This is a genomic window from Pedobacter lusitanus, assembly GCF_040026395.1.
Classification (GTDB): domain Bacteria; phylum Bacteroidota; class Bacteroidia; order Sphingobacteriales; family Sphingobacteriaceae; genus Pedobacter; species Pedobacter lusitanus.
Window position 1 is genome coordinate 2,342,835 of sequence record NZ_CP157278.1, and the last position, 20,641, is coordinate 2,363,475.

Consider the following 20,641-nt stretch of genomic DNA (forward strand, 5'->3'; position numbering starts at 1 on the left):
GTAAAGTAATCAAATTTCTCTTACTAAAACAAAAAAGCCGCACCATTATATGGAGCGGCCTTCAATGTCTGTTAATGAATTAAGCCTTAGGCAATTCAGTAGAAGCTTTGGTCGCATCCAATGAAATTGCAGACTTATCAAAACGGATTTTAGTACCGCCTTCAACTTCAATTAAGAAAGTAAGTTCATTCATATCAACGATTCTGCCATGTATACCAGCAGTAGTAACGATTTTATCACCTTTTTTCAGGTCGGCAACTAATTTCTTGTGGTCCTTAGCTTTCTTAACCTGTGGTCTGATCATGAAGAAGTAGAAAACTACCATGATTAATACCATTGGAACCAGGGTACTTAACATACTGCTACCACCGGCAGCAGCATCTAAAATTACTGTTAATGTCATATTGATTTGTTATTATATAATTATGTTCTTTCTTTAACCTCACCAATCAGGTGTACTTCTGTTGTTGAAGGATTACCATTTGATGTGATTGTAACCACTTTATCCTGCATTCCCATTTTACCGGCACTATTGAACACAACCTTAATCACTCCTTCAGCTCCCGGTTTAATCGGTTCTTTAGGAATTTCAGGAATAGTACATCCGCAAGTTGCAGTAGCATTGGTAATAATCAATGGACTTTTTCCTGTGTTGGTGAATTTAAATTCATAATGTACAGATTCACCCTGTACGATTTTACCAAAATTGTACATCCCTTTTTCAAAGCTGATTACCGGTGCATCAGGTGAGGCTACCGCAGTAGTCGCAGTCGTAGTTTTCACAACACTGTCAGCCGCAGCTTCAGTAGGTTTTGTTTGTTGACAAGCAGCTAATGATGCTGCTGCAAATGCAAGTAGAAATATCTTTTTCATCAGTAGTTATTGATTTTTTATTCTTCTATTAATCCGCGACCTATTTTCTTGATACTGTTAGTACGTTTTAAATCGCCTAAAATTTTGTCCAATATACCGTTTATAAATGAATTACTTTTAGGAGTACTGTAATCTTTTGACAAGTCCAGATACTCATTGATAGTCACTTTTACCGGTATAGAAGGGAAATTCATCAGCTCACAAATAGCCATTTTCATCAGGATGGTGTCCATCAGAGCAATACGTTCAGATTCCCAGTTTTTAGTGCGCTCAGCAATTAAATTCTGGTATTCCGTATTATTTTTCAGTGTATAAGTGAAAAGATCTTCCACAAATTTGCTATCCTCTTTCCAGTCAGCACTAATTGGTGTAAGATTGTTTTTGAAAGGGTCTTCAGAAGTAAAGTTTTTCAGTGTTTTTGCAACCATTCCCTGCATGACTTCTTTATCTACCGGCCAGTTGATAAACTTATCTTCAAAAGCCTGGATAATACTCTGACTTTTCAGGATGATCTTTCTAAAGATAAATTTGATAATTTCTTTCGATCCTTCCAGTGTCTCATCCGAATCTTCCAGATAAGCCGCATATTCAGGCGTAGACTTCAGCTTATTGTAAATTGTTCTGATAAATTCAGGATCTGCATGCCAGTTGATCTGGTATTTATTTACAGCCGCTTTAAATTCAGGATTTTCCTGCAGCATAATAATGAACTTATTACGCAATAATTTCTTATTGGGATTCAGATCCTCAGCAGTAGGAAAATGCTTATTAGCTCTTTCTGTAGCATCGATGGCAGTATATTCTGTAATTTCTGAAAGTAATGCCAGCATTCTGACATACATCTCATAAACATTATCAATACTGTGCATCAATTCTTTCTTTGCAGAAAGTAGATCTTTTTTTTCTGTCATTTGCCACGCAAAGATGTTTTGCAGGACTTTAATTCGTAGGTGCCTTCTATTTAACATGAATGTAAGAACGAGTTGGTAATATACCGGTTATTAAAATGATGATTTTATTTTCTTTATATCTATTATTCTTTGTTCCGCAATCCTGTTTGCTGCCAGGATAGTCGGGATATTTTCTGCCTTAGACAGTTTAATAACGTTACGTGTGGCCTGATAGATATTTTCAGTCAGCTGCATCGTACGTTTTCTTCCGAAACCTGTAAGTTCCGAATAACAATTAATCAGACCACCTGCATTAATCAGGTAATCAGGTGCAAAAAGTATATTTTTTTCCAGTAACAATTTACCATGTACCTGCTCGTCTGCAAGCTGATTATTAGCTGAGCCGGCAATAATGGCAAATTTCATTCTTGGAATAGTTACATCATTCACCGTGGCACCCAGGGCACATGGTGCGTAAATATCTACATCAAGACCAAATACCTTATTCGCCTCTACAGGTTTAGCTTTATATTTTCTGGCAATATGATGCAAACGCTCTTCGTTAATATCACTGATAAAAACTTCTACATTTTCATTTCTCAGTAATTCTACCAGCTGTTCACCTACATTACCGATACCCTGAACAACAACCGATCGTCCAGCCAGCATATCCGTACCAAAAACTTCTTTAACACAAGCTTTTATACCCAGAAAAACACCTTTTGCCGTAGTTGGGGAAGGATCACCCATACCGCCGATTGACTCAGGAACACCCGTTACATGCTTGGTTTCCATGCTGATATATTCCATATCCTTGGTTGTGGTACCCACATCCTCAGCGGTGATAAACTCACCATTCAGATTCTGGATAAAACGACCATAACTGCGCATCATTGCTTCAGATTTACCTTTACGGGAATCACCAATAATGACAGCTTTACCACCTCCCAGGTTAAGTCCTGTAATTGCAGCTTTATAAGTCATACTCCTTGATAACCGCAGCACATCTTCCAGTGCTTCAGTTTCTGTAGCATAACTAAGCATTCTTGTACCACCCAAAGCAGGGCCTAAAGTAGTATCATGAATAGCAATAATGGCTTTTAATCCGGTATCGGGATCATTACAAAAAACAACTTTTTTGTGTCCTAAAGCACTTAGTTGATCTAAAATTGAGGTTACCACAGAACTATTACCAGACATAAGATTTCGTTTATCAGACAGCTCGCAAAACTAAGGATAAAAAACATTATTTACATTGTTTTAACCAAACAGTTTTAAAAAATCATGTGCAATTGGCTAACTTTACACCACATGAAGCACCTTCGTTTTTTAAATAAACATTTCTATAAATATAAATGGTGGATCATACCCGGGGTGTTTTTCGTAATTATCTCTAATATTTTCGGTGTAATTCCGGCCCAGGTAATCGGACATGCTTTTAATCTGATTACTGAAAATATCCAGGTATACTACCTGTTTAACGGGTTTGAAAGACAGCAGATCATTTATGACATCTTTAGTTACAGCCTGTTTTATTTTGGTTCACTCGTACTTATTCTCTATCTGATCAGAGGGTTATTCCTCTTTTTCATGCGTCAGACACTTATTTTAATGTCCAGGCATATTGAATATGATATGAAGAATGAAATTTATGCACATTATCAGAAACTGAGCCTGGGCTTTTACCGCCGTAATAATACAGGCGATTTAATGAACCGTGCAACAGAAGATGTAAACAGGGTGAGAATGTACGTGGGCCCGGCAATTATGTACACCATCAATACACTGGTTTTATTTCTGCTGATTATTACTTCGATGTATTCAGTTAATGCCAGACTTGCAACTTTCTGTTTGCTGCCGCTCCCATTACTGGTGATCATTATATATTTTGTGAATACCCAGATCAATAACAAAAGCGAGCAGATCCAGGAACAGCTTTCCGGTTTGTCAAGTTTTGTACAGGAAAGATTTTCAGGTATCCGTGTAATTAAATCATATGTCCGGGAAGATTATACCCGCGAGATCTTTGCCAGAGAGAGCAGCAATTATAAAAGCAGCGCTATGGGCCTTGTTCGCGTACAGGCACTCTTTTACCCCACCATGCTGCTTTTAGTTGGTCTGAGCACCATACTTACTGTATATATAGGTGGAGAACAGGTCATCAACGGTTCTATCACTGCTGGTAATATTGCGGAGTTCATTGTCTACGTCAATCAGCTTACTTTCCCGGTAACCATGCTGGGATGGGTAACCACACTTATTCAGCGTGCCTCCGCTTCCCAGAAAAGAATCAATGAGTTTCTGGAATTACAACCAGATATCAGAACCGGAGACGCACCAGCTACCGAGTTCAACGGGAATATCAGATTTGACCAGGTTAGTTTTACCTATCAGGATACAGGTATCAAAGCTATACAAAATATAAGTTTTGATATTAAAGCCGGACAGTTTGTTGCGATTATTGGCCGTACCGGGTCTGGAAAATCAACGCTGGCCAATCTCATTATGAGGATGTATGATACAGATTCCGGTCAGATTTCCATTGATGGAACAGCCCTAAAAAAGGTAAATCTGAATTCATTCAGAAATCAAGTCGGTTTCGTTCCGCAAGAAGTTTTTCTCTTTTCAGATAATATCAAAAATAACATTGCCTTTGGTCTGGACCAGGTCACAGATCTGGAAGTAGAAACCGCTGCCCGAAATGCGGCCGTATACCACAATATAATGGATTTTGAGCTAAAGTTTGACACTATGCTCGGAGAGCGTGGCATTACCTTATCCGGTGGTCAGAAACAACGTGTATCTATCGCCAGAGCGTTGATCAAAGAGCCTAAAATATTGATTTTCGATGATTGTCTTTCAGCAGTCGATACCAAAACTGAGGAAGAAATCTTAAATAACCTGGGTAATGTCATGAAAGGAAAGACAAGCATATTAATTGCCCACAGGATTTCCACTATCAAAAAAGCAGACAAAATTTTAGTTCTTGAAGAAGGGAGAATCGCAGAGCAAGGTACTCACGATGAACTAATTAACCTTCATGGAATTTATGAAGAAATGTATCAAAATCAGTTATTGGAGGAAGAAAATAAATCTCTTTAATTTCTATTTTGATCTTATCTAATTAATGCTTTATATTTACCCGAACCAAAAACCAACAGCAATACCAAACATGGGAGAATTTGACAACAAAGAGAGAGAAGAGGTTTTTTCTAAAAAAGTAAGGGCCGGTAAAAGAACTTATTTTTTCGACGTTAAAGCAACACGTTCAGGAGATTATTATTTAACTCTGACTGAAAGCAAGAAAAGACTGGAAGACGGCGTATTTGTAAAACATAAGATCTTTTTATACAAAGAAGATTTTGAGAAGTTTGCTGAAGGATTAAACGAAACAGTTGATTATATTAAAAATCATCAGGAAGTAGTTGAAAAACGCTATGAGTACTCAGAAAACCATGAAGGTGCTTCAAAAGGCCAGAATGACGATTTTTCTTTCTAGGATTTAAGACCTTTTAGAAGCTCCTTACAGGGGCTTTTTTTATGCCCATAAAAACCATACAATTCCGGGATATAAAAAACCCCGGAATGAACTATTCCGGGGTTGCTATTTAATTGAAAACTACTGATGTGCTCTGTCAGGATCAGCAGGCTTCTTTACTTCCTTATACGGATATGTTTTCATTTCTTCCAGTAAGATTTTAACCGTAGTTTCTAACTGCGGGTCTCTTCCCTCAATCAGATCTTTAGGTTTTTGTTCAACAAAAACATCAGGTGCTACTCCCTGGTTCTCAATAATCCATTTTCCGTCAGTTCCGTAGATACCAAAATTAGGTGCAGTAACAGTCCCTCCGTCAATTAAAGAAGGATAACCACTGATACCGACTAATATTCCCATTGTTGTCCGGCCAACCAGTTTACCTAATTTCTTATAGTGAAACATATATGGCATCATATCACCACCAGACCCGGCATATTCATTGATGATCATTGCTTTCGGGCCAAAGATTCCATTACCTGGTGTTGTAAAACTTTTTCCATCACGTATCCCCCAATAACTGATGATGTCACGGTTGAGCAGATCTACCACATAATCCGCTACCGATCCGCCGCGATTATTGCGTTCATCTATCAATAATGCTTTCTTATCCATCTGAGAAAAATAATAGCGGTTAAAACTCGTGTAGCCATCACTACCCGTATCCATCATATAGATATACGCAATTTTACCACCACTCAGTTCATCCACTTTTTTACGTTTAGCTTCCATCCAGTTCATGCGACGAAGATCTGTCTCAGCAGCAAAGGAAATTGGAACCACGGTCACCTCTTTAGCCCCGTCCAATCCAGGTTTTGTATTAATTTTCAATCTCACCTGTTTCCCGGTAGTATTTTCAAAGTAACTATAAATACTACGATCAGTAGTTACCGGTTCACCATTAACTGCCAGTATATATATCCCATTTTCAATATTCAATCCAGGCTCCATCAACGGCGCCTTTAAATTCGGATTCCAGGATAAAGCACTGAATATCTTCGATACTTTATAATAACCGTGATCCGTTTCATAGTCTGCTCCCAGCATCCCCACATCCACATTAGCCGCTTTAGGCTGATCCCCACCTCTGATATAACTATGTCCAACAACCAGTTCCCCCAGCATTTCACCAAACAGATAAGTAAGATCTTCGCGGTGACCGACAAAAGGAAGGAATTTTTCATATTTCTTTTTTACCGCATCCCAGTCATTCCCATGCATATTCTCCGCATAAAAATAATCCTTCTCCAGGCGCCAGACCTCATCAAATGTCTGCTTCCACTCAGCCACAGGATCAATATAGATCTTCCCGGAACCCAGGTTTAGTTTCCCCTCATCAGGCTGTGGTTTATGCGAAGCATCAACTATAAAATAATCAGAACCGGCACGGTATAATATACTTTTCCCATCATAGCTGACTGTATAAAATACAGTGCCCGGAATCAGCATACTATCCTTTAAAGTTTTCAGATCAAAAGCTTTGATCCCGCCCCCGTTCACATATAATAGTTTGCCGCTGATATTTCCGTTCAAATCACCATAATCCCCTGCAGGCAATGGCAGTGCAACTATACGATTACTTATCCCATCCAGATCAACCTTAACATTAACTACAGTATCTTTCAGCTCTGCCTTTTTATTTTTATCACGCTTGGCATTTTCAATTCTTTCTTTTTTCTGCTCAGCTTTCCCCTCTGCCTCTTCATCACTTTCAGTAGTAAACAGTGAAGGCGTTTGCTTTGATAATAATACAGCATAAACACTGCTGGTATTAGGCCGGTCATAAGCAGTCATATGCAAACCACTGTTTCCCAGACCAATATTTGTACTCGCTGTAAAAAACAGATATTTACCATCCCGGCTAAATACTGTCGGGCCCGCATTGCCAATTCCGTCAGTTACCTGAGATGACTTTCCGGAAGCCAGATTATAAATAAAAACAGCTGTATTTCCATTTTCCAGTGTTTTCACATAAGAGATCCATTGAGAATCGGCCGACCAGGAAGAATAAAAATAATTACTGGTTCTGTTCGTAGTTGAACCCAGTTTATCATTTGCAACCGTTACAATTTTACGGCTATCTATATCTATATAAAAAAGATTCAGATGGCTATCCGAATAGAATAACTTCTTGCTATCCGGTGACCAGGTCAGGCCAAAATAAAATCCAGACTCTCCAAGCTTGAAATACAACGGTTCCTTTTCTGCCAGCTGATCTCTCAGTACCAGCTGATAATTTCCTTTCACATCAGATATATACGAAATCCATTTTCCGTTAGGTGACCAGCCAGGGGAACGTTCATGAGAACCCGGAGATTTAGAAATATTTCTGATATCTCCCTTTTCTTTAGGTATGCTGAAGATCTCACCACGACTCTGAAATACAGCACGTTTACCAGTAGGAGAAAGATCCATATCAGTAATATCCCGGTCTATACTTTCATATCTTGCACGCTTATAGGGAATATCAGCCTCAATTAATATTTTCAGCTTAACACTTTGACCAGTAAGCGGATCCATTGTATAAATACTTCCTGCCTGCTCATAAGCCAGGCTAGTGCCATCACCGGACAACCATTTTACGTCGTACTCTTTGTATTGCGTAATCTGTTCAGTTTTTTTAGTTTGTATATCATAGCTGAATATATTCTGCGTATGATTCCTGTCTGAAATAAAAAAGATCTTGTTACCAATCCACTGCGGCTTGATATTATTTGACTTAGCACCCGGAAGCACTTCTATTTCATTTGTTTTCATATCAAAGAGCCAGATATCAGGCATTCCACCTCCGCGATACCGTTTAAAAGCAACTCCCGGCCGTTCAGTAGGATCTAAATTTTTAATATAAGCCCATTGTCTGCCATCGGGCGATGCTGAACCTTGCGTTGCCTCCGGCATAGGTAATACTTTCGCCTCTCCCCCTTTCAGACCTACACGATATAAACGGGAGTTAAAACCATATTCAAAACTGCGTGTAGAAGTAAAATACACCTCATTATTGTTTACCCAGCCACGAATTACATCTCCGGCCGGGTGATAAGTCAGTCTTTTTGGTGTGCCCCCTTCAATAGGAACCACGTACACATCCTGATTACCATCATAATTACCCGTAAAAGCAATGTTGCGCTCATCAGGAGAGATAACCGGATTCTGCTCAACAGCAGGATTAACAGTAAGGCGTCGCGGAGAACTTCCATCGCGATTAGCCACCCATATATCACCCGCATAAGCAAAAGCAATATGGTTTTTACTGATTGAAGGAGTTCTGAGTAATAAGGTTTCTTTCTCCTGACCATAGGTTAATGAAGATATTAAGCCTGAAGACACGAAAAAAACTAATAAAAATTTGAGTTTCATAGATATTTTAAAAGGATAAATAATTCTGCCGGAATTTAGTGAATAATACAAAAATAATAGGATTGACGATCAACATTTGTTATCACCCGGTTATCTAGTGTTAAATAATGTTAACCATAAGCTCAAAAAATATTAATTCAAAAATACTGTAAGGTTCTGTGTTTCTTTCCGACTAAGGTGATATAAAAAATGACATAATCTAAAAGAATCACAAAATGAATTCATCAAAAAATAATTGGTTATGGCTATTTGCAGCCATTTTACCCCTGACTTTTACCGCTTGTAAAAAAGACGCTGTTACTCCCGTACCGAGTAATAAAACAACTATTACAGTAGAAAATGTATTAAACTCTTCCAGCCTGGTTGAGTCAGGTACTTTTCAGGGAACAGGCACACCACCGGTCATCCTTCCGGGGCAAGCAGTCTCTTTCAGGTTTTCGGCATCTGTGGGGCAGGCCGTCACCTTCGCATCCATGTATGGCTGGTCCAATGATCTGTTCTTTGCACCGGCAAATCCAGGCATTCAGCTCTATGACCAGAATAAAAAACCTGTCGAAGGAGATGTTTCAGCACAAATCAAACTATGGGATAACGGAACCAGGATAAATCAAAAACCAGGTATGGCAGTTAACCATCCGGGTATTGCAGAGAATAATCCGGTGACAGAAGTAAATGGTAAGGACGCACAGGGAAATACCTATCTGCCGGCATCATCACTGGTTAAAGCAACCTTGAAATATGAAGGCGATTCCTATTTCACCCTGACTTTACTGAATATTTCTGGTGGTACCGCCAATGAAACACCTTTAAGTCCAGGCGTATGGGCTATATCTTATATAGCCGGAGGTAAACTACTCAACTCCGCTCCTGTATTTACTGCCGGACAGCCAACCGCCAATGGCCTGACTCAACTTGCTGAGGCAGGTAATAATGCTCCTTTGTATACCTATATTAAAAGCAATACAGGAATATTTACTCCACTATCCCCAATCCTCGTAGTTGTTTATAATGGTATTACCAACCCTATTTATAAAATTGGTGAAAAGGATCGCGGAGAAGGCCTGAAAGAATTAGCTCAGCAGGGAAATGCAGCTATACTGGCCGCAGCATTGAAAGGCCGGACCGGAGTTAAAAATGTATACATATTACCTGCTCCTGGATCAACCGTTCTGCTGCCTGTAATTGGCAATCAGCCTGGCGGTAGTGTTTCACAAGAACTTACAGTAAATAAAGGTGATAGGATTGCCATAGCCACAATGTATGGTTTTTCTAATGACTGGTTTTTCGCTTCCGCCGAAAACGGTTCAGATGCCACACAAACAGCAGATATCTCTGGCTCTATTCAACTATTTGATAATGGGACAGCTGTCGATCAGTTTCCCGGAGCCGGAAACACACAATTTAATCTTGGAGGAGCTACTGCAGCAACCAGTAATATAATTGGTGAGGTACCCAATCCTAATCCCTTCACCACTTTACCATCCATCAGTAATATAATCAAAGTGAAAATTAATGTGAATTAAAAAAGCAGTAATAATCAAAAAACATGAATTAAAGAGAACCGTTTTCATTACAGGAGAACGGTTCTCTTTTTTATGGGTGGAATACCAGTTTCACTGTCCGGCTTAACAGATGACCTTCAATATTTTCAAACAAAACAATGATTTGCAAGGCTTTACCATTTTAAAAAAATTAACCTTATCAACCAATAAATTAACCAGTTAACTAATCAAATGTAATTCAGACACGATCGTTTAATACCTGTGGCATTAATTTTGTAAACACATATTCTTTATTAGATAAAAAAGTATAATTAAACAACATACTCTATCAAATCAATAAAAACACTGTTATTTAAAAAAAATTAACCCTTTTAACTAAAAAACATGAATAACTACAAGTATTTTGAACAGGATGGTGAAAAGTATCATTTGAAAGCACAGTTCGTATTTCTTGCCTTTCTTGGTGGTATCTTTTTAATAGGCGGTCTTGTACTCGCATTTACTATCGGAGCAACCGACAAAGCCAACCGATGGGTTGGTTATATCATGGCAGTGCTGGGTGCATTGGTTTTCCTTCGTGTTACCGCAAAAACCACTATTGATATGCAATCCCGGCAGGTTCTTGTCAAAAGGAACTTCCTTTCAGCAGAAGTGGCCTATAGCCTTGATAATTTTGAAACTTTCCTTGTAGCCAGAACAGTCTCCCTATTCGGAATCACGATGAATGGAACAGCAAGCATGATTTTAAATATCGGCGGAAAAGAAAAAAATCTGATGTTAAACCAGTCAGTATTTACTGTAGCACCACTTAACCACATGGTTAATGAGGCACTGCAGATTATGAAAATTGAAGATTAATCTGATTATTAAAAGCTAACATATGGCGCTCTATAATTTAGAAATTTCGAATGGTCAGCTAAGCTTTCAGCCTAACCTGAGTTATTATACCAAAATCAAAATATTTTTAGTTGGAATCTTTTTATGTTTTGCTGTCGCTCCGTTTTTACCCATAGGCAATGATGTAAAATTTTTCCTTTATATCATTGGTGCAGGTCTTTGCTGTTATGTTGTCTATGAATTTATGTTTTTAGCTAACGTAACTATGATTTTTGACCAGAATACCCGTAAAGTTTACCGGAAACTTCCGGGAATTTACACAAAGACGCTGATGGGTTTTGAAGAAATAAGATTGGTAAATGATACCAGTTACGGTACTTTAACCTATACCATAGGGGCTAAAAGCACTCGCTTTATCAAAAAATATCCGATTAGTGATTGCTTTCCGGACAACAAAAAAGGACATAGAAGGCAGCTGGAATTCGAAACCACAATTCTGGAACCACTCCTGGAATTTGTAAAATAGAAAAATGGTCGTTTGTTTAAAACAAACGACCATTTGACTTTAACGGACCGGACGGCCATAAGCCTGATTTATAATTGTACTTTCGAGATAGAGAAAACCAGATAATTATAAGGTAATCTTAGATCGGGATTAGTTTTGGACACTATATTCCCATTAGTATCAGAAATCTTCCAGTCAGACCATTTAAATGTATCCTCTCCGGTTTGTGCAACAATATAACTCCCTTCAGCCAGCTTTGCTTTTGTTGCATTGGTTCCGAAATCCAACCCAAAATTGAAATCCTGTATTAATTTATTCTCATTTCTGGTGAGAAACATTTTACCAATTCCAGACACCAGGTTAGAAACAATCGGGATCACTGGATTTACTGTACTCAGCAACTTCAATCCATCACTAGCCACCTCACTATCCATTATTTCCATCATTTTTTCATCATTTTCATTCTTTACATTAGTAGTAGAACATTTAAATTCAACCCCTTCTTTTCCCACTCTGAGCCCAACTACCATTGGTACTGATTTTGTTCCTGCAAACTGGCCTTCCTGAACTGTTTTGGTCACGGCATAATTCACTTGTTCTCTGGTATCATCATTAATCTGGTTTTTGCCAGAAAAAGCAATCAGCACACGATGTCTGCCACTACCTGGATAATCTTCTACGTATAGCAGATCCAGTGTAAGCTTAATCGCTGAATTCTTAAGCCCAGCATCAGCGGTAATCTTCGTTGCATCAGAAATAGTTGCTCCGGTGCCGGTATGGTTTACAAAACCAAAACTATGCGTAGTGGATTTCCAGATAGGAAGTTTATCTCCTCTTAACTCTGAAACCGGTTTCAGCAGATTTCCATCTGCAGCTTTCAGCAAAGCATCTGCAACAGCCGCATCATTGATATTCTTTAAATAAACAATAGCCTCAAGTACACTTTGTTCACCCAATGATTTGTTGTTTCCCAATGAAAGCCCTTTTAAGTTCTTGAGTTTTAATATTTCTGGTGATATAGAAGAAATAGCGTTGCTGTCCAGTTTAAGCACTTCCAGTGAGCTTAGTTTTTTTATATCTCCGGGGACTACTTTAATATCGTTTCCACTCAAATCAAGAGATTTTAAATTTGAAAACGTAAATATCTCCTTTGGGATTTCTTTAAATTTCTGATTACTCAGATCCAGCGCAATAGTCTCCTTTGGCTTGAAAACAGAATCTAAAGAAGTGAGGACTTTTGGTAGCTGGGCATAACTGGCAAAAGACAGGCACAGCAATGCAAATGTTGAGAGTTTTTTCATCGTAGTATTATTAATGAGTTAATTTATAGACTATAAGCTATAAAAAAAATACACAAACAACACCAAATCAAATATTTACGAAATAAAAAAGGCAGCCTTATCTGGGCTGCCTTTTTTATTTAATATGAATTTACTTCACTGACAGTAAAAATCCAATGGTAAAATTAGCATCCCAGTCAAATACGAAAGTATCGCAATGCGTTGCGTACTTAATCGCTTTGTAGATATTCACACCACTTTTGATCTTTACCTTATCCGTATTATACTTTTCAGGATTATTTAAAACTGTAAATCTCTCTTCACCATTACGGGTTTGTTTAGCCAGTTCAAAAGGAACACCGCCAATGATAAAACAAACCTCACGTTTATTGGAAGGAATTTTATCCGCAATAGCTTTAACCTGGTCATAAACTGCAGCATCCTTTAAATCTTTCTCATAATATTTTGCTCCCGGTGCTTCAGCAGACTTGATATCCCCATCCATCCACGAGATTTTGGTATTACCAGAACCGATATCCACTACAAAAGAGTTATCATAATAAGAAGCAGGCAATACACATTTCAGTGCCAGTTTTCCTTCCTGTTCAGCAGTAACCAGGTTAACGACATAACCCATTTTTTTAAGTTCAGAAGTAATTGCAGCAGTCTTAGGTTCTTTCTGTGCACCAGAACTGATTACAAAATGTATGTTTTTAGATTTTACACCTTTATCAAACATAGCACCTATATAATCTTTCAAACCTGTACGGATATCAGCAGTACTGGCCATACCTTCATAGACGAATGATTTACCAAAGTCTTTAGAGATGATCTCCCAGCGTTTTTCTTTATCAATATTCACTACAAAAGAGTTAAAACCAGAAGCACCAACCTCTACAACACCTTTGTATTCCCCATTTACAGGTTTTTCAGGAGTATAATTAAAACTACGTTTTTCATCCGTATTTTTTGACGAAGAAGCCGATGGATTAGCAGAAGTACCTACAGAAACGGAAGTACTATCCTGAGCATTTTTAGTTGACATGCCATCCAGTTTTCCACTTTCAGAAGCCCAGTAACCCAATCCGATAATCGGAGCTGCAATAATCAGTGCCTTTATTGGCCAGCGTAATCTGCCCCATGTTGATTTCTCTTCCATATTCTTTTTTGTTTTTATTTTTTATTTTATGATTAATCCAGTAAAGTAAAGCCCTTGTCTACCTTCTCTTCTGATTTCAACTCGTAAGAAGCATCGGCCATCTGACTAACATTTAACATTTTAAGATTGCGCTGATCCACCTTCTGGATAAACTCTTCCAGCTCACCCTGTGATGGCGCACCACCTACAGTAATATTATTATTCTGATCCAGGAAGTCCAGATTTGAACGTATAGACGCAATATTCTGGCTGATGGCACCCGTTGCCGCATTCATAGCCTCCTGGAATACCCAGCTATCTTTAATGTTGAAGACCTCCGCTAAACCATCAGTTGCATTTTTCATCTTCTGGGTAGCTTCCAGCTTTTTAGAGATGATAGATATACTGCTGTCCAGCGTGCTCACATAAATACGCGCAGCACTTTCATTGTCTTTTAAAACTTCCAGTACTTTAGCAAACTGGTTGGCATACTGCACATAACTTCTGGCATTCTGCTCTTCCGCTTCCCCTTCTTTACCTAACAGAAATGCTTTGGTACGGGTTTCTTTGGCATCCCTGCCATAACTATTGGCTTTTTCAGTGTTATTATCAGCAGCTTCCTGTTTTCCCTTTTCATCAAGATTAGCCGCCTCAACAGTAAAACGTTTAGCATAAGTATATTTTTCTTCCGCAGTTTTTTGTGCAGTTTCACCGCTCTGGATCATATCAATACGTACACCATCCACATTGGCTATTTTCTCTTTTACACGTTTCAGCGTATCCTTGGCATCTTTAGACAATAATTGAAGTGTTTCAATCGGATTATTGCGGATAATAGCCTTTTCACCTTTAAAAATCAGGATGGTTCCCAGTCTGTGCAGCAAAGCAATAATCTTTGGTGCCAGCATGAGTAATACAATCAGAATGATACTGAAAATAACCAGCAAAATGCTTTTTGCCGCATACACCAGCATTGTAGGTAAATAATAGAAAAAAGCAGCTGAACCTCCTAAAACCAGAATCCAGAAAAAAACATTAGCCATAGTCTTTTTCGCCTCCGGGGTTTGCATCTGGCTTGGCAAATGATCACCCAGTACCTGGAATATTGGTAACTGGCTTTTCAGTTCGGCCGGTATATTTACAAATTGGGACTTATTTTCCATTCTTTTTTTAGTTTATATTGGTTTGAATTATGTTAAGGGCGTTTTTAATATCGGCTATTACTTCCGCTACCGCAGTATTTCCCAATGCTATTTTTGCATCAATATCCTGCAGCTGTGGTTCATATTTATTGTTTATCTCTTTCAATTCTTTTTGTCTGGAACCTAGTTTTTCACGCAGTTCTTCAATACTTTGTTCAATTTTCTGGATCTCGGCAGTCAGGTTAGCCTTTTCAGCAACCTGATTCTGTTCTATACTTTCTTTTTGCTGTTGTTTCTGACTGGTTTCTTTATCAATAACCTTCTGAAGTTCAGTTGCATAATTCTGACCAGTTCTGATCAGTTTATCTTTATCCAGAGTTTTATCTACATATTTCAAAGAAGTAAATGCTGCCTTTACAGAACCAGCATTAACGCTTCCCATTTCGGCTGCGGCATTCCATACCTCAAAAAAATCAAGCCCGGGTTCATTAATTCTTTCCAGTATTTCCAATACTTTAAGCTTCATTTGCTTTACATCTGTCACAGGTAAAGACGAAGTATTCTGTGTTAGATTAGTCTGAGGGTTTTTAGTTACACTTTCATCCGTTTTAGTTTCCACATGTTGCGGGGTAGTCTTCCCGGTCTCCAGGACGGCTGATTCAGGGCCATCCTCAAAGATTAATTTCTTTAAGCTTTTTAAAATCCCAAAAGAATTATTTGCTGGTTCTTCACTCATAATTTAATTTATCTATCACGAAAATAATAAAAAACAGAGATAACCTGCCGATTTATTTAAGCAGTTCTATCCCTCTGAAAAGATACCCAATAAAACACTGAATACCCGCTTAAAACAAAAAAAAGGAGCATAGTACAACCATGACTCCCTCGATCAGCAACGAAATCTGCCAGAAGATCCTAGCGGTCTTTTACTGCACACTCCTTTACCTGTGCATCCGTCAGCGTAATCCAGCTTTCCTGTCCGGCAACGTTCGCTCCCAGAACAATTTTCTTATTTTGCTGTAATTGCAGCTCAATCTGTTCCAGTACAGCAGTCGTGATTGCCTTGTTCAGAATCCTTACCGGTTCATCCAGTGCGTCTGTTTTAATTTCCAGATCAAAAATTCCGGAAACCAGTGTTTTACAGATGACCAGTTCCACCACTTTACCGTCAGTCATTTTTTTCAGCACACTAAATGCGTGAACTACCTGTTCAGTATGATCTTCCCTGAAGCCAAGGATCAGAGATGAATTCGGGCCGGCTTGTGTTTCCGACAGATATATATTTTCAGCTGCTGTCAATATTGACTCTATGATTAATCTGTCCATAATTTAATTTTTTAGAAATCTATACCCTAAAAAGGAATGAAAAAGCTTATTGTTTGGTTAAAGATTAAATTTTAAGACCGCTTTACTTTAATAATCAATACATTGAAAAGATCAGAAGATTCATTTACCTAAAAAAATCTACAGCAATATGAATACAATACTCTATATGGTTAATGGTACCAACATCGGATTCTCAGAAATAATGATAATTACACTGGCATTTATTATTGTCTTTTTGATTGCCAGGAATATTATTGCTCCTCCAAAACATTAATCAGAAATAAAATACCATCAAAAAAGGCCTGCTGTACAGCAGGCCTTTTTTGAAAAATCAGTTAATTATTTACTTATCAATAGCTAAACCAGGTTCGCTTCCAGAGAAATAGCTACATTATAAGCTTTACTTACCGGACAGTTTTCTTTTGCTCCGGCAGCAATCTCCTGAAACTGGGTTTCAGTAATACCAGGAATGCTGGCTTTAAGAACCAGGTTAGAACTTGTAATTACCCCATTATCCAGTGATACCGTTGCTTTTGTTTCCAGTGAAGTCGGATTAAAGCCGGCTTCTGTCAGGTCAAGACTTAGCTTCATGGTAAAACATCCTGCATGCGCAGCAGCCATCAGCTCTTCGGGATTAGTCCCTACCCCATCCGCAAAACGGCTGTTAAATGAATATTGAGTCTGGTTCAGAACAGTACTGTCAGTGGTTAAATGACCTTTACCTTCTTTGATTGTGCCATTCCAAACGGCTGTTGCATTACGTTTCATATTTTAATTGTTTTTGTTAGCTGTTACCTTTAACAATTTAATCCCTTTATTCCATTTTATGCTTTAATAATTTAAATCCTGACGCACAAAAGACCAGGAGCAAAATTAACATGATCCAAAGCCAGTTATACCCATATTTTTCTGCCAGATAAAATCCGGCCGACGGCCCGATTACCTGCGAAACAGACCAGCTCAGTGTATAGCCCGCAGCGTACTGACCCCGGTTAAACTCATTTGTCCTGCTCATGACAAAAGTATTGATAAATGGCAGGGCAAACATTTCTCCGATCGTAAACAGCAGCACAGACAAAACAGCTACCGTAACCGGAGTAATTCCAGGTAATAACAGTACAATATAGGCACCGCCGATAAACAAAACCCCTTTAACAATATAATGGATAGGAGAACGCTTATTTTCAATCCGGCTGATCATGACCATTTCAAAAAGAGCGATAATCAAACCATTCATTCCGAGAATCAACCCAATTTTAAACTCATTGATGTGCCATACTTCTTTATAAAACAGTGGAACTACCCTGAACATCAGATAAAAACAGGTAGTCAGCATTGTGGTCAGCAGTAGAAATTTAACAAACAGGATATCCTCCCAGGGTTTACGCACCTGCATTCCCTTAATCTTTTCTGCAACCGCTTTCCGTGCCCCTTTAGCAGTTGCCGGTAAAAGCAATAGTATAGCCAGTCCTGATAAGGCACTGACCGATCCGTCTACCACAAAAAGCAAAGGATAACTGAAAGAAGCCACGATTCCACCAATGGCACTGCCCACTGCAAAACCCATATTGGTAGCCAGACGATTCAGAGAATAAGAACGTGTTTGCGTTCCTTCTTTCGCGTAGGTTGCTATTGCAGCAAAGTTGGCTGGCCTGAATGCCTCAGAGAAAAAACTAATCACTACAGTCAGCATACACAATGCATGAAAATGAGTGATGGTAGAATAAAGGATAAAAAAAACTCCTCCGGTAATGGAAGAAATAATTTGTACGGCCCTGAAGCCAATTACATCCGTTAGTTTCCCTCCGGCAGTTGCGCCCATAATAGAACCCAGCCCAAACAGTGTAATGATCAATCCGGCATCAGAGGGTGGTCTGTGCAGATATTGCGTCATGTATAAACTCATAAATGGTACTGCCATGCTGCTGCTTCTGTTGATCAGCATAACTATACTTAATAACCATGTTTCTGTACTTAATCCGGAAAAAGACTCTTTATAACTTGTATATATTTTTTTAATCATTATTTGTATCGTTCAAAAAACTCTGCGGTTCTCAGCATCTGATCCGCTCGTTGCCTGTTATTTCCAGACCTGGTGAGCTCATGTGTGGCTCCCGGATGTCTTACATATTCTACTTCTCTGCCTAAAACTTTCAGGGCTTTGTACATCATTTCGGATTGAATCACCCCCGTTCTCAGATCCGTCTCCCCATGGAAAATGATCAGTGGAGTATGAATCTGATCAACATAGGTAAAAGGAGATTCAGCTCTCAGCAATTTTCCTGCTTCTTTTTCCCAGGGATAACCACCAAAATATTCAGGGACCAGTCTCCAGGCATTACCTTCTCCAAAAAAGGTTGTCAGATCATAAACCCCGCGCTGTGCACAGGCAGCCTTAAACCTATCTGTATGCGAAACTATCCATGCCGTAAGATAACCGGCATAAGAACCGCCTGTAATAAACTGCCGCGTAGTATCTGCCCAGCCTTCCTCAATAGTCAGATCCAGTGCTTTAATCACATCCCGCATAGGCCCTGCGCCCCAGTCTTTGATATTTGCCCGTAAAAAGGCTTCACTATACCCACCGGATCCCCTTGGATTACTATATACAACCCCATAACCTAAACCTGTATAATACTGAAACTCGTGCCACATACTTGATTCCCCAGGTCCCCACATGGCAGAAGGGCCGCCATGCATTTCCAGTATGACCGGATATTTTTTCCCGGTCTCTGCCCCTGCGGGTTTCATTACCCAGTATTCCACCTCCATTCCCTGATCATTTACAAAAGTCTTTTTTACAGGTAAACTCAGTTTTTTGCCGGCCAGCCAGTCCATATTCAGACTATTAACCTTTTTTGGCGATTTATTGAGCAGATCAGCGGTAAATATCGCTGAAGGATCAGCTGTATTCATCTGCGCATAAACAAGCTGCTGAGCGCTCACATCAAATGAAGTTATTCCATTATCAAAAGCCGAAAGCCGGTGTACAGACTGATCAGACAATTTATAGCTGTACAATATATTCCCTCCATTGGCAGTTGCGGTGAAATATAACTGCTTATTATCTTTACTCCATATCTGGGAATTCTGATTACGTTCCAATGGGATACTTAACTGTTTTTTAGTATCAGTATTATAAACAAAAGCCTTTTCAACATTTATTCCCTTTGCAGGAGTAACCGTAAAACCTATCCACCGACCATCACCAGAAATACTGGAGGCTTCAAAACGCTGATCCGAACCACCCAAAATCAATTCCGGTTTCCCTCCTGTCAGCCAGATCCGGTAAATAGCAGATTCAGTACTTCTGTCCGGATGCACTGTCGGATTCAGATCAGCATTGACCAGAATATATTTACTGTCCGGACTGATACCTGCTAAATTATAATTGTAAAAACCATTGGTTAAAGAAACCGGTACTGCATCTTTAGTCTGGAGCGATAAGGCGAACAGATGCATAAAACTAAGCTCAGGGTTTGTGGCAGCTTCTCCCTGAAAATCCAGTCTGTTAAAAACCTTTGCTTTTTTCTCTTTTTCGTTCTGCTGCAGATAGGCTCTGATTTCCAGTAAATTTCCGTCAGCATTTCCTTTCACCGTATTATGATAAATCTGTTCAGCAGAAACTTTAGGTTTCTCCAGATTCCATAACGGAGATTTCTTTTCCGGGTTCAGCAGAGAATCCTTTTCCAGCTCAGCAAGACTGATTGAAGCAGAGAAAATAATCTTCTGCCCGTCCCTGCTTGCCACAGGATCTGTTACCCCATATTGAAAATCCGTAAGCTGCATGGCTTCCCCGCCATTTAACGAAAGTTTAAATAACTGTGGGGTATTCTTGACTATCCTGGTAAAAAACAGTTGTTTGCCATCTGCAGACCAGCAGAAACCATTGCTGTTTTCTTTCTGACTGGTGATAGGCCTTGCTGGTGCACTCAGATCAGCCGGGGCAAGAAACCACTGACGCTGATAGTCATACTCTCCGTTTTTGGTCTCATTAAGCGCAATGGATTTCACACTATAGACATACCATTTTCCATCGGGAGAAAATTTAACACTTGAAGCAGTTTTGATTTGGTATAAATCGCTGACTAAAATTCTTTCATTTTTCTGGGCAAAAGAATCCAGTACAAAAAACCATAAAAAAATGGTGATGAGAGCTCTCATATGATTCAGGTTAGAAGGAGACCTAAATTAATGACAAAACCTCAAATTTTAGCTACGAATTAAATAAAAGGCATTTAATATCGTAATCATTA

At 39.0% G+C, this 20,641-nt stretch carries 19 protein-coding genes; 6 read left to right on the forward strand and 13 right to left on the reverse strand.

The window, feature by feature from the left end; translation table 11 throughout:
• Nucleotides 1-79 precede the first annotated feature (79 nt).
• The 4 genes from yajC to PL_RS09835 form a co-directional block, all read right to left on the reverse strand.
• Complete coding sequence (gene yajC / locus PL_RS09820; protein ID WP_041885747.1) at nucleotides 80-403, reverse strand: preprotein translocase subunit YajC; 324 nt, start codon at nucleotides 401-403, stop codon at nucleotides 80-82.
• A gap of 20 nt (nucleotides 404-423) precedes the next feature.
• Nucleotides 424-873 carry a DUF1573 domain-containing protein gene (locus PL_RS09825; protein ID WP_041885746.1) on the reverse strand — a complete coding sequence of 150 codons (450 nt, stop codon included), beginning with the start codon at nucleotides 871-873 and terminating at the stop codon, nucleotides 424-426.
• 17 nt (nucleotides 874-890) lie between these two features.
• Nucleotides 891-1,784, reverse strand: coding sequence for a transcription antitermination factor NusB (gene nusB / locus PL_RS09830; RefSeq protein WP_348621557.1), 894 nt, complete (start codon nucleotides 1,782-1,784; stop codon nucleotides 891-893).
• Nucleotides 1,785-1,874: 90 nt separating this feature from the next.
• Nucleotides 1,875-2,963 carry a Glu/Leu/Phe/Val family dehydrogenase gene (locus tag PL_RS09835; protein WP_041885743.1) on the reverse strand — a complete coding sequence of 363 codons (1,089 nt, stop codon included), beginning with the start codon at nucleotides 2,961-2,963 and terminating at the stop codon, nucleotides 1,875-1,877.
• Nucleotides 2,964-3,074: 111 nt separating this feature from the next.
• Between PL_RS09835 and PL_RS09840 the strand changes: the two genes are divergently transcribed.
• Nucleotides 3,075-4,865: an ABC transporter ATP-binding protein gene (locus tag PL_RS09840; RefSeq protein WP_041885740.1), complete on the forward strand. Its 1,791-nt coding sequence runs from the start codon at nucleotides 3,075-3,077 to the stop codon at nucleotides 4,863-4,865.
• A 70-nt stretch (nucleotides 4,866-4,935) separates the two neighbouring features.
• Complete coding sequence (locus PL_RS09845; RefSeq protein ID WP_041885828.1) at nucleotides 4,936-5,262, forward strand: DUF3276 family protein; 327 nt, start codon at nucleotides 4,936-4,938, stop codon at nucleotides 5,260-5,262.
• A gap of 120 nt (nucleotides 5,263-5,382) precedes the next feature.
• Here the strand turns inward: PL_RS09845 and PL_RS09850 are convergent, their stop codons facing one another.
• Nucleotides 5,383-8,655: a S41 family peptidase gene (locus tag PL_RS09850; RefSeq protein ID WP_087149107.1), complete on the reverse strand. Its 3,273-nt coding sequence runs from the start codon at nucleotides 8,653-8,655 to the stop codon at nucleotides 5,383-5,385.
• Between the two features lie 215 nt (nucleotides 8,656-8,870).
• Between PL_RS09850 and PL_RS09855 the strand changes: the two genes are divergently transcribed.
• The 3 genes from PL_RS09855 to PL_RS09865 all read left to right on the forward strand — a co-directional run bounded on the left by PL_RS09855 (nucleotide 8,871) and on the right by PL_RS09865 (nucleotide 11,520).
• Nucleotides 8,871-10,178: a spondin domain-containing protein gene (locus PL_RS09855; RefSeq protein WP_041885737.1), complete on the forward strand. Its 1,308-nt coding sequence runs from the start codon at nucleotides 8,871-8,873 to the stop codon at nucleotides 10,176-10,178.
• A 363-nt stretch (nucleotides 10,179-10,541) separates the two neighbouring features.
• A complete protein-coding gene (locus tag PL_RS09860) occupies nucleotides 10,542-11,015 on the forward strand; it encodes a hypothetical protein (protein ID WP_041885735.1) in 474 nt (157 codons plus the stop codon).
• 22 nt (nucleotides 11,016-11,037) lie between these two features.
• Nucleotides 11,038-11,520: a hypothetical protein gene (locus PL_RS09865; protein ID WP_041885733.1), complete on the forward strand. Its 483-nt coding sequence runs from the start codon at nucleotides 11,038-11,040 to the stop codon at nucleotides 11,518-11,520.
• A 68-nt stretch (nucleotides 11,521-11,588) separates the two neighbouring features.
• Here the strand turns inward: PL_RS09865 and PL_RS09870 are convergent, their stop codons facing one another.
• The 5 genes from PL_RS09870 to PL_RS09890 all read right to left on the reverse strand — a co-directional run bounded on the left by PL_RS09870 (nucleotide 11,589) and on the right by PL_RS09890 (nucleotide 16,385).
• Nucleotides 11,589-12,800 (reverse strand): leucine-rich repeat domain-containing protein, encoded by a 1,212-nt coding sequence (locus tag PL_RS09870; protein WP_052496548.1) that lies wholly within the window; start codon nucleotides 12,798-12,800, stop codon nucleotides 11,589-11,591.
• 130 nt (nucleotides 12,801-12,930) lie between these two features.
• Complete coding sequence (locus PL_RS09875) at nucleotides 12,931-13,938, reverse strand: hypothetical protein (protein WP_041885731.1); 1,008 nt, start codon at nucleotides 13,936-13,938, stop codon at nucleotides 12,931-12,933.
• A gap of 32 nt (nucleotides 13,939-13,970) precedes the next feature.
• On the reverse strand, nucleotides 13,971-15,080 hold the full coding sequence (locus PL_RS09880) for a hypothetical protein (protein ID WP_348621560.1): 1,110 nt from the start codon (nucleotides 15,078-15,080) through the stop codon (nucleotides 13,971-13,973).
• A 7-nt stretch (nucleotides 15,081-15,087) separates the two neighbouring features.
• Nucleotides 15,088-15,795, reverse strand: coding sequence for a hypothetical protein (locus PL_RS09885; RefSeq protein ID WP_041885729.1), 708 nt, complete (start codon nucleotides 15,793-15,795; stop codon nucleotides 15,088-15,090).
• 179 nt (nucleotides 15,796-15,974) lie between these two features.
• A complete protein-coding gene (locus PL_RS09890) occupies nucleotides 15,975-16,385 on the reverse strand; it encodes a hypothetical protein (protein ID WP_041885725.1) in 411 nt (136 codons plus the stop codon).
• Between the two features lie 148 nt (nucleotides 16,386-16,533).
• Between PL_RS09890 and PL_RS09895 the strand changes: the two genes are divergently transcribed.
• A complete protein-coding gene (locus tag PL_RS09895; protein WP_262496986.1) occupies nucleotides 16,534-16,659 on the forward strand; it encodes a hypothetical protein in 126 nt (41 codons plus the stop codon).
• Between the two features lie 83 nt (nucleotides 16,660-16,742).
• On the opposite strand, the gene PL_RS09900 is transcribed toward PL_RS09895, so the two are convergent.
• Genes PL_RS09900 through PL_RS09910 form a run of 3 tightly spaced genes read right to left on the reverse strand, consistent with a single transcriptional unit; the run spans nucleotide 16,743 to nucleotide 20,549 of the window.
• Nucleotides 16,743-17,153 carry an OsmC family protein gene (locus PL_RS09900; RefSeq protein WP_041883169.1) on the reverse strand — a complete coding sequence of 137 codons (411 nt, stop codon included), beginning with the start codon at nucleotides 17,151-17,153 and terminating at the stop codon, nucleotides 16,743-16,745.
• 46 nt (nucleotides 17,154-17,199) lie between these two features.
• Complete coding sequence (locus PL_RS09905) at nucleotides 17,200-18,408, reverse strand: MFS transporter (protein ID WP_348621562.1); 1,209 nt, start codon at nucleotides 18,406-18,408, stop codon at nucleotides 17,200-17,202.
• On the reverse strand, nucleotides 18,408-20,549 hold the full coding sequence (locus PL_RS09910; protein ID WP_041883171.1) for a S9 family peptidase: 2,142 nt from the start codon (nucleotides 20,547-20,549) through the stop codon (nucleotides 18,408-18,410). Before PL_RS09910 ends, PL_RS09905 begins: the two co-directional genes overlap by 1 nt.
• Between the last annotated feature and the right edge of the window lie 92 nt (nucleotides 20,550-20,641).